20 protein-coding genes are annotated in these 16,506 nt (G+C 47.2%); 8 read left to right on the top strand and 12 right to left on the bottom strand.

Annotated elements, in window-relative coordinates; all coding sequences use genetic code 11:
- Positions 1-29: 29 nt before the first annotated feature.
- The 10 genes from ACMVP2_RS16655 to ung all read right to left on the bottom strand — a co-directional run bounded on the left by ACMVP2_RS16655 (position 30) and on the right by ung (position 8,815).
- Complete coding sequence (locus ACMVP2_RS16655; RefSeq protein WP_416864272.1) at positions 30-989, bottom strand: NAD(P)-dependent alcohol dehydrogenase; 960 nt, start codon at positions 987-989, stop codon at positions 30-32.
- A gap of 39 nt (positions 990-1,028) precedes the next feature.
- On the bottom strand, positions 1,029-1,721 hold the full coding sequence (locus ACMVP2_RS16650) for a DUF4386 domain-containing protein (RefSeq protein ID WP_416864271.1): 693 nt from the start codon (positions 1,719-1,721) through the stop codon (positions 1,029-1,031).
- Positions 1,722-1,815: 94 nt separating this feature from the next.
- On the bottom strand, positions 1,816-2,187 hold the full coding sequence (locus ACMVP2_RS16645) for a DUF6567 family protein (protein ID WP_416864270.1): 372 nt from the start codon (positions 2,185-2,187) through the stop codon (positions 1,816-1,818).
- Between the two features lie 257 nt (positions 2,188-2,444).
- Entirely contained in the window at positions 2,445-3,389 is a 945-nt protein-coding gene (locus tag ACMVP2_RS16640; RefSeq protein WP_416864269.1) for a DUF4249 domain-containing protein, read from the bottom strand.
- Between the two features lie 12 nt (positions 3,390-3,401).
- The gene (locus ACMVP2_RS16635) at positions 3,402-5,798 is read right to left on the bottom strand and encodes a TonB-dependent receptor (protein WP_416864268.1); all 2,397 of its coding nucleotides are present in this window, start codon (positions 5,796-5,798) and stop codon (positions 3,402-3,404) included.
- A 222-nt stretch (positions 5,799-6,020) separates the two neighbouring features.
- Entirely contained in the window at positions 6,021-6,416 is a 396-nt protein-coding gene (locus tag ACMVP2_RS16630) for an STAS/SEC14 domain-containing protein (RefSeq protein WP_339794940.1), read from the bottom strand.
- A 9-nt stretch (positions 6,417-6,425) separates the two neighbouring features.
- The gene (locus ACMVP2_RS16625; protein ID WP_416864267.1) at positions 6,426-7,520 is read right to left on the bottom strand and encodes a glycoside hydrolase family 43 protein; all 1,095 of its coding nucleotides are present in this window, start codon (positions 7,518-7,520) and stop codon (positions 6,426-6,428) included.
- Positions 7,521-7,616: 96 nt separating this feature from the next.
- Positions 7,617-7,919: a type II toxin-antitoxin system RelE/ParE family toxin gene (locus ACMVP2_RS16620; protein WP_416864266.1), complete on the bottom strand. Its 303-nt coding sequence runs from the start codon at positions 7,917-7,919 to the stop codon at positions 7,617-7,619.
- The gene (locus ACMVP2_RS16615) at positions 7,907-8,089 is read right to left on the bottom strand and encodes a hypothetical protein (protein ID WP_416864265.1); all 183 of its coding nucleotides are present in this window, start codon (positions 8,087-8,089) and stop codon (positions 7,907-7,909) included. Before ACMVP2_RS16615 ends, ACMVP2_RS16620 begins: the two co-directional genes overlap by 13 nt.
- Before the next feature lie 63 nt (positions 8,090-8,152).
- On the bottom strand, positions 8,153-8,815 hold the full coding sequence (gene ung, locus ACMVP2_RS16610; RefSeq protein WP_416864264.1) for a uracil-DNA glycosylase: 663 nt from the start codon (positions 8,813-8,815) through the stop codon (positions 8,153-8,155).
- 91 nt (positions 8,816-8,906) lie between these two features.
- Between ung and apaG the strand changes: the two genes are divergently transcribed.
- Both apaG and ACMVP2_RS16600 read left to right on the top strand, forming a co-directional pair.
- A complete protein-coding gene (apaG, locus tag ACMVP2_RS16605) occupies positions 8,907-9,293 on the top strand; it encodes a Co2+/Mg2+ efflux protein ApaG (RefSeq protein ID WP_151997133.1) in 387 nt (128 codons plus the stop codon).
- A gap of 3 nt (positions 9,294-9,296) precedes the next feature.
- Entirely contained in the window at positions 9,297-10,088 is a 792-nt protein-coding gene (locus ACMVP2_RS16600) for an O-methyltransferase (protein ID WP_416864263.1), read from the top strand.
- 8 nt (positions 10,089-10,096) lie between these two features.
- On the opposite strand, the gene ACMVP2_RS16595 is transcribed toward ACMVP2_RS16600, so the two are convergent.
- Positions 10,097-10,690, bottom strand: coding sequence for a methyltransferase domain-containing protein (locus ACMVP2_RS16595; RefSeq protein WP_416864262.1), 594 nt, complete (start codon positions 10,688-10,690; stop codon positions 10,097-10,099).
- Between the two features lie 98 nt (positions 10,691-10,788).
- Here ACMVP2_RS16595 and ACMVP2_RS16590 point away from each other — a divergent pair, with 98 nt between their 5' ends.
- The 4 genes from ACMVP2_RS16590 (at position 10,789) to rplI (ending at position 12,891) form a co-directional block, all read left to right on the top strand.
- Complete coding sequence (locus ACMVP2_RS16590) at positions 10,789-11,691, top strand: chromosome segregation protein SMC (protein ID WP_339793215.1); 903 nt, start codon at positions 10,789-10,791, stop codon at positions 11,689-11,691.
- A gap of 132 nt (positions 11,692-11,823) precedes the next feature.
- Positions 11,824-12,183, top strand: a complete 360-nt coding sequence (gene rpsF / locus ACMVP2_RS16585; RefSeq protein WP_339793216.1) for a 30S ribosomal protein S6 — start codon at positions 11,824-11,826, stop codon at positions 12,181-12,183.
- The gene (gene rpsR, locus ACMVP2_RS16580) at positions 12,180-12,434 is read left to right on the top strand and encodes a 30S ribosomal protein S18 (protein ID WP_151997139.1); all 255 of its coding nucleotides are present in this window, start codon (positions 12,180-12,182) and stop codon (positions 12,432-12,434) included. The genes rpsF and rpsR overlap by 4 nt, the downstream gene beginning before the upstream one ends.
- A gap of 13 nt (positions 12,435-12,447) precedes the next feature.
- The gene (gene rplI / locus ACMVP2_RS16575) at positions 12,448-12,891 is read left to right on the top strand and encodes a 50S ribosomal protein L9 (RefSeq protein ID WP_416864261.1); all 444 of its coding nucleotides are present in this window, start codon (positions 12,448-12,450) and stop codon (positions 12,889-12,891) included.
- A 297-nt stretch (positions 12,892-13,188) separates the two neighbouring features.
- On the opposite strand, the gene ACMVP2_RS16570 is transcribed toward rplI, so the two are convergent.
- Positions 13,189-13,416, bottom strand: coding sequence for a DUF433 domain-containing protein (locus ACMVP2_RS16570; protein ID WP_416864260.1), 228 nt, complete (start codon positions 13,414-13,416; stop codon positions 13,189-13,191).
- Between the two features lie 88 nt (positions 13,417-13,504).
- Between ACMVP2_RS16570 and ACMVP2_RS16565 the strand changes: the two genes are divergently transcribed.
- On the top strand, positions 13,505-14,467 hold the full coding sequence (locus ACMVP2_RS16565) for a GSCFA domain-containing protein (RefSeq protein WP_416864259.1): 963 nt from the start codon (positions 13,505-13,507) through the stop codon (positions 14,465-14,467).
- Positions 14,464-16,494 (top strand): thioredoxin domain-containing protein, encoded by a 2,031-nt coding sequence (locus ACMVP2_RS16560; RefSeq protein WP_416864258.1) that lies wholly within the window; start codon positions 14,464-14,466, stop codon positions 16,492-16,494. The genes ACMVP2_RS16565 and ACMVP2_RS16560 overlap by 4 nt, the downstream gene beginning before the upstream one ends.
- Positions 16,495-16,506: the final 12 nt, after the last annotated feature.

Genomic DNA, 16,506 nt, shown 5'->3' with positions numbered 1-16,506 from the left:
AATACAATCGACTCCTTCGCAATCACCGGTCAACTAACCTGTATCACGATCTTTCCAAACGGGTGCCCTTCTTCCATGTAGCTGATGGCTTTTGCAACATCCGCCAGCGGATAGCTTCGCTCAACTACCGGTCTCACTTCTCCCGCATCAACCATCTGCCTGATTGCCTCGAGGTCTTTCCTGTTGGCACTGGCCAGCATATTGATTATTTTCTTGCCTTCGGCGATGGCAATCCATGGCCCTAGAAACATAGCTCCGGGTGAAAAGGCAGTTGTTACGTACCTGCCATGCTTGTTAAGCACTCGCTTCAGCGCTGATACCGAATGATTGCCCACGACGTCAAAAATGAGGTCGTAGCGCTCGCCACCCTTTGTGAAGTCAGCCAGTTTGTAGTCAATGGTGTGGTCTGCACCCAGAATCTTCGCCAGCTCCGTCTTGCCGGTGCTGGCTACAGCAGTCACTTCTGCGCCAAAAGCTTTGGCTATCTGCACAGCAAAGGTGCCTACGCCGCCGGAAGCCCCGTTGATCAGCACCTTCTTTCCGGGACTGATCTGCCCCTTGTCACGAAGCCCCTGCAGGGCAGTAACAGCCGCCATCGGCAAAGCGGCGGCTTCTCCGAACAAGGCATTTGATGGCATGTGCGCCAGCGCTTTTTCGGAAACTGCTACGTATGCAGCAAATGCGCCAAAGCCGTAAGCCGACAGGTCACCAAACACTTTATCTCCAGGCCTGAAATAGCTCACACCTTTGCCAACGGTTTCAACCTCCCCGGCCATATCGGCGCCAAGGATGTTGTTCTTGGGCTTGAAAAACCCAGCCATCATTCGAACTGGAAACGGCTGCCCTCTCAACAGGTGCTTGTCTGCCGCATTCACGGAGGCTGCGTGCACTTTTACCAGCACCTCACCGGGGCCCGGCATGGGTTTTTGTACGTCCTTCAGTTCTAACACATCGGGCGACCCATATCGTTGATATACAATTGCATTCATTTTAAATAATGTTTTGAGTTTTTGACCTTGTTTCTAACATCAGGCTACGATGGCCTTCGATGTCATCTTTCTGACTGACACACCCTTGATCAGCAGCCACAGACAGAGTGACATTTCTGCCAGTACTGCCGGCCCCACCACTATATTATCGAAGAGCTCTTCATGTCCCGGAGCCAGAAAATTGCCGAAGCTGTTAATTAGGTAGCCCAAAGCGGCGATGATGATCATAGTCCCCAACCAGGCAGGAAAGCCATCGGATTTAATGATCAGGTAGCCAAGCAATACACAATGAAGGCCAAAGAATGCCCCTGCAATCAGGTAGCCGACCGTGTGCACATTGAGAAAAAACAGCGCCAAAGCGTTGAGCTGATCAGGGCTGAATACCGCCAGATAGTCGGAGCCATCGAGTAGCTGCAGGGCCATGTAGTGGTTGAGCAGGTTCACACTGGCGATGGCCGGATGGGCCAGCAACCGGAGTAGCGCTGCTGTGAGCGAAAGGGTTTTATTCACTGGCTTAAGCAGCTGATACAGCAGCACGGACACCACCAAATCACACAGGAAGGCCACGAGGTCGGCAGCAAAGCCGAGACGGAACAGCCCTTCAGCAGCTACAATGTTTTTAGCGGTCGCCGCAGCATCGCCCGGCACCATTACACCAGCACGCACATAGCCTTCGCTGAAACCGGCAGTAACGAAAATGATCAGATAAAGGAATCCGGCGATCCTAGTCATTTTTTTATTTGAGTTCATGGTTCAATTTTGTTGTTGTTGAAAAAAATGGGCGGGCTGCCTGAATCAAACAGCACCTACCCTTTTTAGCTTTTGACTATCTGTTGAATTCAACCACGTGGCCGCTAACGGTAATGGTTCGCTTCAAAAAGAATGGAGGCACACCGCCAACATGCTCTTCTGTAAGCAAATTCACCAGCGCTCTGGGACCGTCGATCAACCCTGCCGACTTCACCATTTCGGCGTACGCTTCGTTGTACATCTGCTGTCTTTTTCTTCCACCGATCAGCACCCAGTACTTTGCCTCAGCACTACCGCTGACACTGCTGATCACCTTAAAATTATTCTCCTTGAGATGCACCTGAGTGGAGCTTTGGTTTTGGTTGCGCATGATAGCCCTGCCAGCCCCACAAGAGCTGATAACCACTATCATGATCATTACTGCGATTGTTGAAATTGACTTTTTCATCTTCTTCTTTGTTTTGAGTTTTTGAAATTGATTTAACTGTTTTTCGTTTTTGAATACTCAAAATTAGAATGGTGAAAAACCGATTTCATTGACTTTAGTTAAGAAGAGAGAATACTTGTTTTTTTTTCAAAAGAGTGCCTGGAAAATAAATGAGCAACCCCTTTGAAAGGGATTGCTCGTTAACTAAAGCAACCAGCCTGACAGGGTCTGAACCCTATTAAAAATGAATCGTCAGTCGCCCCAGAGGAGAACCTTCACTATTTTCCAGCGTCCGCCTTCGCCTCGTCTGCAATTTGCCGGGTGATTCTACCACCTCCGGAGCTAACAGCCGACACATTGAAGAAACCCGCTACGTTGGTGTTCGAATTTTCATCGGTACTCTTCACGTTTGTGATCACATTGGCCAGGGGAGTAGCAAACAGCTCAGAGAAACCTCCCGGCCTGTTGGTCTGCAGAATGACGCCTGACAGATATTCAAACGTCACAGGGTCAATCGAGTGAATCTCCACATACAGCGAGTCACCTATTTCGTAAGGCGGGTGGTAATAGTTTTTTCTGTCGGGCAGCGGGTCCAACGGGTTCACAAAGTCACGGCGGATAACCTGATGGAATACTTCTCCATCCACCGACTGGCTTGGCGACAAGCCCGCATCGAAAGCAATATTGATCTCTGACGGTTTGCCCAGGTAGTGACCATTTTTCCACGCCTTGATCCAGTACGCATCGCCGGGCCCCACCGGATCGGTTGCCACAAACTCTGCAGAGTAGTACGATTCCAGTATATTGAAGTCCTTGGAATTGTACTTGTACAATATGGTATCCACTTCAGGCACACGCCCGAGCGTCGACAGCGCCTCAAATGTCTCACCGGCATAGGTAACCGCCAGTTTGTAAGTATGGCCTGCTTCGCCCAGCGGGGCATCGGCAGGATCCCAGTAGTAGGCATCGGCACCTTCCTGAAAGTTGTAAACGATTCCTGTGTTAAGGTCTTCCACCGTTACCAGCACTCCAGGCGTCAGGCTTGGGTAAGAGTTATCGAAATACGGCTGCGATCGTGACACCATCACTTTCTGTCTTTCCATTTTCTGAGTAAGCCAGGCGTCTATCACCAGTATTTCCTCAGCTTCCTTGAGCTCCGGCTGAATGGCGGTTTCGCAGCCAAAACCAAGAGCGATTAATGCTATGTATATGATCTTTTTCATTGTTGTTGAGTGTTAAAATTTGAAGTTGTAAGTAACGGCGGGAATCAGTGTACCTATGAGAGAAAGCTGCTTAGCAACCGTTTGCTGTGGAGCATCTCCCATTTGTCTGTCCCTGCCCTGAGAAAAGTAGATGCTGAAAGGGTTCTTTCTGGCGTACAGGTTGTACACGGAGAAAACGATGTGGTCATTGCCTGACCGGTTCTTTTTGCCCCTCCACACATTGTTGATGGTGAGTGACGCATCCAGCCTGTGGTAGTTTGGAATTCGGAAGTTGTTTCTCTCACTTCCGCTCACGTAGGGAATGACGTAACCTGCCGACATGTAACGATCGGTAGGAAACGTGGTCGGCGTGCCAGACATGAAGCTAAAGTTGGCGGAAAGGGAAACCCGTTCAGTCAGGTCGTAGAAGCCAGCCACCTTCAGGTTGTGGCGCTGATCGAAGCGGGTAGCGTACCAGTTGCCCTCGTGATTCGTACGGTCGTTTCCAAAATTGATCCCGTCCACCTTCAGCTCCGATTTGCCAAGTGTGTAGCTCACCCAGCCGGTCAGCCTCCCGGCATTTTTCTTCACATAAAGCTCCAGGCCATAAGCCCTGCCAACGCCGGAAAGCAGCTGAGAAGCAATGAATTCGTTGATAAACAGCTCAGCTCCATCAATGTAGTCGACCTGGTTTTTGTTCCACTTGTAGTACACTTCGGCAGAGGTCTCGAAACGCTTTCCGCCAATGTTCCTGAAGTAGCCCATGGCCACCTGATTACCCATTTGCGGGGCAATGTTGTTATCCGACGGTTGCCAGATGTCAATTGGCGTAGAAGCCGTCGTGTTAGATATCTGGTGGATATACTGGCTCATGCGGTTGTAGCTGGCCTTCACGGAGCTCGACTCTGAAAGCTGATACCTCAGCGATGCCCTCGGCTCAACGTTTTGATAAGAAACGATCGACTCCCAGTCGTCCTTTTCTGTAACTGATAGCAACGGTTTCTCCACACCTGCCAGGGTGTCGCCATAAGTCATTAGGCTACCACCAAGGTTGTTGAAGTAGCTGAATCGCACTCCGTATTGAGCAAACAGTTTCTTACTAAGCTTCTGGTCATTGCTGAGATAAACGGCTGTTTCCAGGGCTTTGCGTCTGTCGAGGCTGATATCTGTTCTGATGCCATTGTTCACTGTCGAGGCATTGGCTGGTTCGAAGCCGTACAAAATAGCTTCCCCTCCAAAGGTTAGCTCATTGTTCACATTCAGAAACCAGTTGAACTCCGGCTTGAAATTCCATGTGCTTACTTCGGCGGCCCAATCGAACTTATCCAGTTTGTTGGTGCCAAAGCTGAAACCATAATCGTAGTTGCTGTAAAAAGCCGAGATGTTGGAAAAGAGCTTGTTGCCATACAGGTGATTCCAGCGTACCGTGGCCGTACGATTGCCCCAGTCAAAACCCTGTGATTCGTCAAACGAAAAAACGTCACGCCCCAGGTAGCCGGAAACGTACACACGGTTTTTATCATTGATGTTAAAATTGGTTTTGGCAGTGAGGTCGTAGAAATACATACCTGCGCCGTCAGACAGCATATTGGTAAAAGGCCGCACCAGCACATCGGCATACGACCGCCGACCCGCAATAATGAAGGAAGACTTATCCTTTTTAATTGGCCCTTCCACCGCTAGTCTGCTAAACACGGTACCAACACCTCCGGCTACATCATAGTCTTTGTTGTTGCCTTCTTTCATACGGATATCCAGAATGGATGACAAACGACCACCGTAGCGGGTGGGTATGCCGCCTTTGTACAGCTTCACATCTTTCACAGCGTCAGGATTGAACACGGAAAAGAAACCAAACAAGTGTGACGACTGGTACACCGGAGCTTCGTCAAGCAACACAAGGTTTTGCCCGACGCTTCCTCCACGCACATTGAAACCAGCAGTGCCCTCGCCTACAGAACTGACACCAGGCAGCAACTGAATACTCTTGAGCACGTCCACCTCCCCGGCAAATGCCGGTAGCTTTTCAATGGCCTTCATTTCCAGCTCAATCGTACTCATTTCAATACTGGCCACATTTTCATCAATGGCCTCGCTGGTAATCACCACAGTTTCCAGTTCTGCGTCAGCCGACCGCAGTTCCAAATCCAGTCTGATATCCTGGGTCAGGTCAATTACCTTGTGTGTGTTGCCGTAACCAACATAGCTAACATCCAGGTTGTAGCTACCCTCCGCCAGCGTAATGGAATAAAAGCCATAGACGTTGGCTGTGGTGCCGCCCGATATCTCTCTGACAAAAACATTGGCGCCGATAAGGGCCTCACCATTGCTTTCATCTTTAAGGTATCCACTGATCGTGAATTGCTTTGCCTGACCAAAGGCGGTCAGGGCTAGCAGGAGACATAGTGCTCCGGTAAAGATTGCTTTCATAGTTCTTATTGTTTTGAGTTTGATGAGGCAAAACAAGTCACCCCAATGATGTGTTTCATTGACTTTAGTTAAGAAGCGCCAGCGCACATCAATAAACTCTCAACTCAAAAGAAAAATAAGTGTGGGTAAAAGTCGGGATTGAAAAAAGTTACAGCTTTTGTAAATGGAAGATTACAGGTTCCCGGAAACTGATGCCATTCAGGAAACGACCCAGGCAAAAAGTCATTTTGTTACCTTCTTCAACCACTTTTTCGCCTTTTCCGCATCCGTAAAACTTTTCATCGGAATGGGCGGTTTGCTCATGCTGAACAGCAGGTTCATAATGAACCTCGACAGGCCGGGTTTCGACACCATGGCCATGGCCGTATAGATCTCTGGCAGCATCTCTCTGGAAAACTTTTGCGTTTCCATGTCAGGAACAGGAGAGTTTTTGAGGTAAATGAGTAGTGGCACAGGTTTGCTATGAGCAATGTCTTTTACCAGTTCCACATTCCCTCTGATCAACTCCACCGTCCGTTTGATGCTTTTGGAAAGCGAAATAAGTATCTCTCCTTCAAACCAGTAGGTGGCGATTTCTCCTTCCCACGTAGGTCTGTCGGTGGGTATCTTTACTTCCATTAGCTGATTTTATTTTTTGGTATAAGGATCAATGGTAACGATGCTTCCATCGGGCCGGTGGGTCAGCTCAGTGACTTTGATGTTTCTTAAATGGGTTTGCCCGCCAGAAAGGGTACTATCATGGTAAAGCAGATACCATTTACCATCAACCTCCACAATCGAATGGTGGTTGGTCCAGCCAATTACAGGATTAAGCACAACGCCCTGGTAGGTAAACGGTCCGTAGGGATTGTCGCCCGTAGCATAGCAGATAAAATGGGTGTCGCCTGTAGAATAGGAGAAGTAGTATTTGCCGTTGTACTTGTGCACCCAGGCCGCTTCAAAAAACCTGCGATTGTTATCCTCTGCAAGCAATGGAGCTCCATTTTCATCCAGAATATCCACCTGTCTCACCTCTTCGGCGAAGCCCAACATATCATTATTCATTTTAGCCACCCTGGGCCTGATAGCTGGCTGGTCGCCGGCAGGAAAGGAGTCGTAGGGCACGTATTCGCCTGTCTCCCAGCGCTGTAATTGCCCACCCCAGATGCCGCCAAAATACATATAGGAGCTTCCATCGGCATCGGTAAATACTGCCGGGTCGATGCTGTAGCTGCCTTCAATAGGCTGATCCATTGGAGTAAATGGCCCTTCGGGTGTAGCGGCAACTGCCACTCCTATCCTAAACACGTCTTCTTTGTCTTTGGCAGGAAAGTAAAAAAAGTACTTCCCATCCTTGAGAGCAGCATCCGGCGCCCACATTTGTCGGCCTGCCCACGGAACATTGTCGATATGGAGCGCTATACCGTGATCTGTTACTGGCCCTCCAATTTTATCAAGGGAATAGACATGATAATCCACCATGCCAAAGTGGTCGCCGTCGTCATTGGCAGGAATGCCAGCATCAAAGTCGTGCGAGGGATAAATGTAAACCTTTCCATTGAAGACATGTGCCGACGGATCAGCTGTGTAGAGGTCAGTGACAAGCGGTTGGGAAATGGCCCCCAGGCTGTCTTCCTTAGTCTCCGTTTCTGACGATGTTGAAGTAGGCTTTTGATCGCAAGCGCTGACACAAACAACTGCACAAAACACAAGGTACTGATTGAGTTTGGTATGTAGTTTCATTCTGTAGGTATTAGGCTGGTGAAGTCAATTTATAAAATTTTCTTTTTCAAATTGTCACCAATCAACTTGGGTTTGCGGGCCAGAACTCCGAAAAAGCTAATCAAAAATAGAGATGTCAGACAAAGGCCTCAATCCATTATGAACAGCAAGAATGTCAATTTTATCCTCTGTGAGGATGGTATAAATGATCCGATAGGATTTATAAATTAGCTCTCTGATTGCCGGGTTGTCTATCTCAGGAACTACTCTCCCAATCTGAGGAAACTGTATTAAAATTTCTGCCTTCTCAAATATTTGATCTGTCAGTTGTTCCGCATATCTAAGTGACCTGGGTTCAAAATGCTCCCTCAATTCATGAATATTCTCAATCGCTTCTCTTGTCCAGTTTACTTTGACCATTGCTTAAGCATTTCCTTGGCCTCCTTTGAGGAATACACCTCCCCCTCCCTGGATTGCTTTAAACCGGCTTCTATCTTTTGGAGCAAAATCAACTTGTCCATCAGTTCATCAATTGAAAACTGATCTGGCATATCCTTTAAGCTTGTTATTACTTGATCCTTGGTTATCATTTCTGCTCCTTTGATTCAATATACAAAAATAGTTTTTAGAAAGGTTCAAACCTTACCCGAGAGTCACCAGTCAACTTCCCTTAACCCCTTCGATTTCAGGTACTCATTCGTTTTACTAAAAGGCTTGCTACCAAAAAAACCACTGTGAGCTGAAAAGGGTGACGGATGCGGTGATTCTATCACATAATGTTTCGACTTGTCAATAACAGCCCCCTTGCGCTGCGCATAAGCTCCCCATAAAATAAAAACCAAATTTTCCTTTTCAACCGAAACCGTCTTTATCACTTCGTCAGTAAAAGTTTCCCACCCCCGATTCTGATGCGATCCCGGGCTGCTGGCCCTTACCGTTAAAGTAGCATTGAGCAACAACACCCCCTGATCGGCCCAGCGCTCCAGATTGCCCGAAGGAGGAATATCCTTTCCAAGGTCGTTGGCCAGTTCTTTAAAAATGTTGACCAGCGACGGCGGCATTTTAATGCCGTCCTTTACCGAAAAACACAAGCCATTGGCCTGATTTGCGCCATGATATGGATCCTGGCCAATGATCACCACCTTTGCCTGATCAAAAGGACAGTGGGCAAATGCACTGAAAATTTCTTTGCCTGGAGGGTAAACAATATGCTTTGAATATTCATCTTTTACGAAAGAAGTAAGGTCGACGAAATAGCTTTTGTCAAATTCAGGTAACAATTTCTTCTTCCAGCTTTCTTCAATTTTTACATCCATGAATCATTTTTTTGATTTTCTTTGTATCTTAATAGCCTCCTGGCAACAACCAACCCTAATATAGGCATCCGCATTTAAGTCTTACAATTTCATGGTAACTGAAATTACAGAAGGGGTAAAAGTGAGCGTCATCACAGAATATCAGCCGGAATATTCCAATCCGAAGCAGATGCACTTTGTGTTTACTTACAAGATTACCATAGAAAATTGCGGAGACAATACCATACAGCTTTTGCGCCGCCACTGGTACATCCACGACCTCAACACGCAAGTGAGGGAAGTGGAAGGCGAAGGCGTGGTGGGCCAGCAGCCAATTCTGGAACCCGGCGAAACACATCAGTACGTAAGCGGATGCAACCTCCGATCGGGCGTTGGCAAAATGCTGGGCTCCTACCTCATGGAAAAAGTACTCGACGGTAAAAAATTCCAGGTGAAGATTCCCGAGTTCACCATGGTGGTGCCTTATAAACTCAATTGATTCTTGTCGCTTTCCAGAAGGCTTTATCCTGCAAAAGCATATTTTTCTTACTGGCTCAATGCTGTTGACGAGCAGTCTTTGCACAGTCCCTTTCTTTTCAAGTTTTATAATGAGGTACTAAAACCGAAAAGCCCATCTGCGCATTTCGAGCCTATTGAAAAGCTGCGAAGGGCTTTACTAAGAGACAAAAGACTCATCGACTTGCAAGACCCGGGAGCGGGCTCACTCATCAGTCGCTCGCAACAACGAACAGTAGGCAGCATAGCGAAACACAGCCTGTCGTCGCCAGCCTTTTGTTCCTTTTTATACCGGCTGGCAGAATTTCAGCAACCCGAACACAGCCTGGAAATTGGCACTTCTCTGGGCATTTCGGCTGCTTATATAAACAAGGCTTCTTCAGGACAATTAACCACCATTGAAGGAAGCCCGGCCATTGCCGCCATGGCTAGAGAGACTTTTGATCGGCTGGCCTGCCAAAACATAAAGCTTATAGAAGGTAGGGCACAGGAAACGCTCATGCCTTTTATTCAAACCACACCAAAACTGGACCTGGTCTTCATAGATGCGCATCACAGCGAAGAAGCCACACTTTCATTCTTTGAGACTTTGCAGGGGAGCCTGCACCAGCAAAGCATCGTCGTAGTCGGAGACATTCACTGGTCGGCGGGCATGGAGCGAGCCTGGCGGCAGCTAACCCAGCATGAATCGGTGACACTGTCGGTTGATATTTTTCATGCCGGCATACTTTTCTTCAACCCTGATTTGAGGAAAGAGACAGAGGTACTATGGTGCTAAACTGACCTCTAAGAAATGGTTTCCTTTTTTGTCAAATGGATAAACAGCTCCCTGCCAGCCCTGGGTGGAATTGAATTGTAACAGGCCTCAAATACCTTAAAATCAAACAGTGGCTCAAAATACGCCCTGTACTCCGCAGCATTGCCCCCAAAAGGTGGGCGGTCGCTATTGAGCGGGTCGTCAAACAAAACACCCACGAGCTTACCTCCCGACTTCAATAGTCCATGCATTTTCCCGGCATACCTTTGCCTCAGTGACGGATCGATTGCGCAAAAGAAAGTCTGCTCGACAATAATATCGTATTGGCCGTTATGGTCAAAAAAATCCCCCTCTATTAGCTGCTCTTGCGGCAAATCAGGTACTCTTTGACGAAGGTTGTTAAGCGGTTCACGACTCAAATCGATAACAAAAACGTTTTGGAAGCCTGTTTTGAAAAGGTATTCGGCTTCGTAGCTATTTCCCGCTCCAGGGATCAGAATCCTGGTTTGCTTGTCGGTGAGCTGATCAAAATAGGCCTTGAGAGGTGTGGTAATAGCACCGGCATCCCATCCAGTTGCCCCATCCCGGTATCTTTTAGTCCAAAAATCGGCATCCAAATTCATAAACTAGCTGTAATGACGGCAATTAACATTGTTTTAAGACATTAGTTCCCTAATTTTGCGGCTGTTTTGACATTCTGCACAAGTAATAGACCAATACCATGAGTGAAGGAGGAAGTAATAATAGAAAGCAGCAATCAATCGTCATAGCCCTGGCTATCCTTTTGTTGCTGGCTTTAGTGAAGATAGGTATCGACTACAGCACCAATAAATCGCTCACGGCAGACAATATGGCGAAGCAGGAGGAGCTTACCGAAACATATTTCAGTCTTGATTCGGTATCATCTGAGCTCGATAAACGCATCCAAACCATTACCGAACTGGGTGGTGAGATAGACACGCTTTTGAAAGTGAAAGAGCAGCTGGAGAAAGAAAAAGAGGCCATAAGAACCCGAAGCAACAGAGAAATTGGGCAGCTAAAAGCCAGGGTGGAAGGTTACCGTGAGCTGCTGGTGGCACAGGACGAAGAGATTACCAAGCTAAGGGCCATCAATGAGAAGCTTTTAACGGAGAACACAGGTCTGAAAGAAGAGAAAAATGAGCTGACAGCTTCCATAAGAGACCTCAATCAGTCCAAAAACAAGCTTGAAGAAAAAGTAGCCCTTGCCTCTCAACTGAAGGTGGAAAACATGGTAATAGCCGCTGTCAATAGCAGGGGGAAAGAAACTATCGGCGAGTTTAAAAATCGTCAGATAGAATCGATCAAAGTCACTTTCAATATAGCTGAAAACAAAGTGGCACCCGTAGACGGCAAGGATGTGCTGGTGCGCATAGTGGCTCCTGATGGAAACGTGCTTTTCGACGTTACGAGAGGATCAGGAACTTTTATGTTCGACAATCGTGAGATGTACTTCACAGCCAAGCAGGAGATTCTTTTCGACAACACCCGCCAAAAACTGTCCTTTCTTTACAACAAAGGCAGTGAATATGCGCTGGGCATTCACAAAGTGGAAGTGTACACTGACGGTTACCTGATGGGCGCAGGCTCTTTTACGGTAAAATAAGCCGTAACATCTCCACTACATTTCGAGTACGACAACACATAATCAGGGGGCCTGTCAACTTATCCGACGGCTCCTTGTCAATTACGATTCGATTACATACCTTTGCAGCCCATTTAATTAATAAGTTATACAATGCTTAACAATTACGAGACAGTATTCATTTTAACTCCCGTTTTGTCTGATACTCAGATGAAGGATGCTGTTGACAAATTCAAAGCCGTGGCGACCGAAAATGGTGCCGACATGGTCAATGAAGAAAATTGGGGCTTGAAAAAGCTGGCGTATCCGATCCAGCACAAAACCACAGGTTTCTATCACTATTTTGAATTTAAAGCAGCTCCTGGGGTTGTGGCAGCACTTGAAACCGAGTTCCGCCGTGACGAAAAAGTTATGCGTTTCCTTACCGTTGCGTTGAACAAAGACGCAGTCGAGTACAACAACAAGCGTAGGAAAGGCGAATTCAACAAAAAAGATAAGGAGGTCGCAGCATGACACTGATGAACGAGCCCATCAACAGGGACATCCAGAAAATCAAGAAGTATTGCCGTTTCAAGAAAAACGGAATCAAATACATCGATTACAAGGATGCTAACTTCCTGTTGAAATTTGTAAACGAACAAGGTAAAATTCTTCCAAGAAGACTAACAGGCACCAGCCTTAAGTTCCAGAAGAAAGTAGCCCAGGCGGTAAAAAGAGCAAGACACATTGCTATTCTACCGTACGTAACTGATTCATTGAAGTAAACCACCGAGGATCATGGAAATTATACTAAAAGAAGACGTAAAAGGCGTTGGCTACAAAAACGATACAGTTTCTGTAAAGCCAGGGTTTGGACGTAACTACCTGATTCCTCAGGGATTGGCCATTATCGCCAATAACTCCAATAAGAAGCAAGTTGAAGAAAACATCCGCCAGGCTGCTCACAAAGCAGAGAAGATCATTCAGGACGCTCGGGCGCTTGCTGCATCTATCGGCGAGTTGGTTGTAACTATCAACACCAAAGCTGGCGAAAGCGGCAAAATATTTGGTGCTGTTACAGCTCTTCAAATTTCTGACGCTCTTAAAGACAAAGGATTTGAAGTGGATCGTAAGAGAATCACTTTCAAAGAAGCTGTGAAGAACGTTGGTGAGCACACAGTACTACTTGATCTTCACAAGAATGTGAAGCACGAGATCACTGTGAATGTTGTCGGTGAATAATCCGAATACAAGATCATAAAGAAAAGGCGCTCTCAAGGCGCCTTTTTTATGCTTAAAACGTCACGACCGAGTAAATTTTTTACCTATCTCTATTCTTCGGGGATCGAATATTTAATCTCGGCTAGTAAATAAAAAAGCAAAACTGGTTCAATGCGTCCCGCTTGGACCTTTTGCTTTTTTATAACGCTATTAATTTGTATTCTTTAAACCTGCCCTTTTTAATATCCGCACTGTAGAAAAATTCAATCGGAAGGTATTTCAGAATTCTATGAGAGATATTCTGATCGAACAAGAATTTCATTGGGACACCTGATAAATCCTATTCTCCCTATCAGCTGCGTAACTTAAGGCTGCATATATATCCGTTTCTGTCAGTTCGTCGAAGTCAGCTAGTATTTCCTGAACAGTCATACCGGAGGCAAGCCAGCCAAGAATATCATTAACAGTAATACGCATTCCACGGATGCACGGCTTGCCTCCTCTCTTCCCTGGTTCAATTGTAATAATTTGTTTGTAGTCAGTCACAACTAAAGTATTAACAGATTAAATCTACAAAAATTCATGCATCTTAAATAACGATGCTTCTCCATACGTTATTTACTTATTTTGCGACATGTTTCGCACCGAAATTAGCATAACGCCACATCAGCATTTAATCACCCATCAGGATTCGATCCTGACCATAGGCTCCTGCTTTGCTGATGTCATGGGCAATCGCATGGCTGAAAGCAAGTTTTCAGTCGACATCAATCCATTTGGCACCGTTTACAACCCTGTCTCCATTTTCAAGCTACTTTCGCAAGCTGCAAGCAACACCAGTTTTACAAAAGAAGGAATCGTTGAAAGTCAGGGCATTTACCAGCACTTCGACCTGCATTCAAAGTTTGGGAAAGGAACCAAAGAAGAACTCCAGGCAGAGGTGCAACAGCTTGAGCAAAAAGCCACCAAAGCCCTCGCTGATGCAAAATGGCTCATCATTACTTTAGGCACGGCCGTAGTATACGAACGCTCAGGGGAAATAGTGGCGAATTGTCACAAAGTGCCTGCCAGCCAATTTTCAAAAAGGATATTGTCGGTTAAAGAGGTGATCAGAGCCTACGAAAATGTGCGGAACCAGCTTTTTCAGGTTAATCCTGACGTCCAAATGATAGTCACAGTTAGCCCCGTACGACATGTCAAAGACACACTGGTCGTCAACAGTCAAAGTAAGTCCATCCTGCGGGTGGCGGTGGCTGAAATGACCGCATTCCCTGAGGTTAGCTACTTTCCCTCCTACGAGATCATGATGGACGACCTGCGAGACTATCGCTTCTACGAGAAGGACATGATCCACCCCAACGAAACAGCGCACGACTATATCTGGGAAAAGTTCTCCGGGGTTTACTTCGATGAGCCCACCAGGCAGCTGATTCTTAAGTGGCAGAAGTTGAAAAAAAACCTTGAACACAAGCCTTTTCACCCGGCTTCGGCACACCATCAGGTTTTTTTGAAAAAGACACTGGAAGAAATGGAACAATTGAGTAGCCAATTGAATTTAGAACAAGAGATACAAGCCCTGAAAAAGGAAATTCTATGACCAAAGGCCCGCAGCCCAACAAGCTGATCAGTGAAACAAGCCCCTACTTGCTACAACATGCCTACAACCCCGTCGACTGGCATCCATGGGGAGAAGAAGCGCTGAACAAGGCACTGAAAGAAGACAAGCCTATTATTCTCAGTATCGGTTACTCTGCCTGCCATTGGTGTCACGTGATGGAACATGAGTCGTTTGAAAACGAAGCCATCGCCCAGCTCATGAACGACCATTATGTGTGCATCAAAGTCGACCGGGAGGAACGGCCCGATGTGGACCAGGTGTACATGGACGCCGTGCAAGCCATGGGACTGAACGGCGGCTGGCCCCTCAATGTGTTTCTTACGCCGGAGCAAAAGCCCTTCTATGGAGGCACTTACTTCCCTGCCAAAAACTGGGCTGGCCTGCTCGAGAATGTAGCTGAGGCATTTAGTAAACAGAGGCAAGAACTCGAAGACTCAGCTGAGAAGTTCGCTGACCACCTTGGTGGTAGTGTGCTGGAGCAGTTCAGCCTTTCTTCGCCGGAAAGCAGCTTTTCTCTTGCGGAAATCAGTTCTGCAGCTGGCAGATTGCTCCCAAAGTTTGATACCATTTGGGGAGGCCTGCAAAAAGCACCAAAGTTCCCCATGCCCAGCATTTGGCTGTTCCTGCTGCGTCATGGGCATGCTACCAACAGCCAGCAACTGGTTGATCACGTGCATTTCACACTCATCAAAATGGCTCAGGGGGGCATCTACGATCAGGCCGGCGGTGGCTTTGCTCGCTACTCGGTGGATGGCGAATGGTTTGCTCCTCACTTTGAGAAAATGCTGTACGATAACGCCCAGCTCCTCAGCTTGTATTCGGAAGCCTATCAGGTAACGGAAAATCCGCTGTTCAAAGAGGTGGTGTACCAAACGGTGAAATGGCTGGAGCGGGAAATGCTTCTCGAAGAAGGTGGCTTCTACGCTGCCCTCGATGCCGACAGTGAGGGCGTGGAAGGCAAGTTCTACACCTGGACGCAACCTGAGTTTGAGGCAATAGCAGGCGATCAAAAGCAATTCATCAAAGACTACTACAATATCTCAGACAGTGGCAACTGGGAACACGGTAGAAATATCCTGTTTGTTACCGCCCCTCTGGAAGCAGTGGCCAAGCGACATCAATTACCAATGGCACAGGCCAAGCAGGCTGTGGCTGCCTTCAACAAGCGGGCTATGCAAGTAAGGGCTTCTAGAATAAGACCTGGACTTGACGACAAGATCCTCACCGGATGGAACGGGCTTTTGATCAAAGGGCTGGCAGATGCGGCCATCGTTTTCAAAGAAGAAAGGTTTAGTAAGCTGGCGACCAACTGCGCTTCGTTTATCAAAGGCAAGGCGTGGAACAACGGCGTACTGCATCGTACCTACAAAAATGGTCAGGCCAAACTTTATGGCTATCTGGAAGACTATGCAGCTACCATCGACGGCCTCATCAAGCTGTATGAGGCCAGCTTTGATCGGGAATGGCTACAGTTTGCCTATTTGTTGTCCGAACAAGTAATGGATGGGTTCTTCGATACGGAAGAGCGGCTTTTTTATTACACCTCAAGCAAGGGCGAAAAGCTCATCGCCCGAAAGAAGGAAGTATTTGACAACGTTATCCCTTCCACCAATTCGATGATGGCGCACAACCTGCACAAGCTGGGGCTTTACTTTGAAAACAATCAATACCTCACACTCGCTGAGGAAATGACCGCAAGGTTAAAGTCGTTGATACTCACGGAACCAGATTACCTCACCAACTGGGCCATGATGGCAGGTCAGCTGGCCAAGCCAACGGCGGAAATTGCCATAGTGGGGCCAGGTGCATTTGAATCGGCAGCAGCATTGAAACAAACCTACCTGCCTAACAAAGTGGTGGCTGCCTCAGAAACGGAAACGGACGCACTGCCTATGCTGGCTGGCAAAAAGGTAGTGAAAGAAAAGTCTACGGTTTACGTTTGCTATAACCGAGCCTGCCAGCGACCGGTGGGCACGATAAAAGAAGCTCTTGCCCTGATAGTATAATCAGTGGCTAAA

Origin of the sequence: Imperialibacter sp., assembly GCF_048007035.1 — a bacterium.
GTDB lineage: Bacteria > Bacteroidota > Bacteroidia > Cytophagales > Cyclobacteriaceae > Imperialibacter.
The sequence above is the reverse complement of the archived record's forward strand: the minus strand, read 5'-3'. Positions and strand labels throughout refer to the sequence as shown.